Origin of the sequence: Xenorhabdus entomophaga (assembly GCF_037996725.1) — a bacterium.
Lineage (GTDB): Bacteria > Pseudomonadota > Gammaproteobacteria > Enterobacterales > Enterobacteriaceae > Xenorhabdus > Xenorhabdus khoisanae.
Window position 1 is genome coordinate 1 of sequence record NZ_JBBMXH010000292.1, and the last position, 730, is coordinate 730.

A 730-nucleotide genomic window follows, 5' to 3' on the forward strand; every position below is an offset into this window, starting at 1 on the left:
GTATTGCGCTGGGTCAGAATTTGCAGGTTCGGCAACATAGTGACAATCATACGCTTACCCGGCATAAATGGCGGTATCATTGATGGACGTCCGGCAATGGTGCTTTCCAGCATTTGCGCCGCAATCTTTTCTGTCGGTTTGCTGGCTGCCTGATAAAGCCGGTATTGCTCTGCTGCCACCAAATCCGCCCCAACCAGTACCACTAAACGTGGGTCATGGCGGAACTGCTGAGGAATGCAGGTATTAATCAGCGCTGAGGCCATCGAATCCAGTGATCTAAAATCGCCGTGTTCGTCCAGTGTTACTGGCGTAGTGACAACCTGCGAGCCCTCGTTCCACTCTTTGGCAATCTGGTGCCAGCCTATATTCACATCCTCGCCGTTCGGGTTTTCATCCGGTTTGGTTGTCTCCGCCACACGCTGACCATTAAAGCCCACACGCAGCATATCCAGAGCAAAAGATTCATTAGTGAATGCCTGCATTTTCTGGAAGAACTCTTCTTCACTGCCGGAGTTCGCCCAGATAGAGAGCAAGTCCCATTTCAGCGCGGCACCGGAATCAGTTTCGACCAGTTTATATTCATTACCATCGACACCCGTAGCACGGATAAAACGGCCATCTTTTTTACGCCCGGTATAGAGTCCCGGATTACCGACCGATACGACCTGCCCGGAAAGGTGATCCACATCCGCACAGGTAATCATGTTAAGAAATTCGACCGATTCCAGCA

General features: G+C 51.1%; 1 protein-coding gene. It reads right to left on the reverse strand.

Annotation, left to right across the window (positions count from 1 at the left end; genetic code table 11):
• The coding region (locus AAC854_RS22835) for a phage major capsid protein, P2 family (protein ID WP_340619090.1) at positions 1 to 730 on the reverse strand (730 nt) is incomplete at both ends.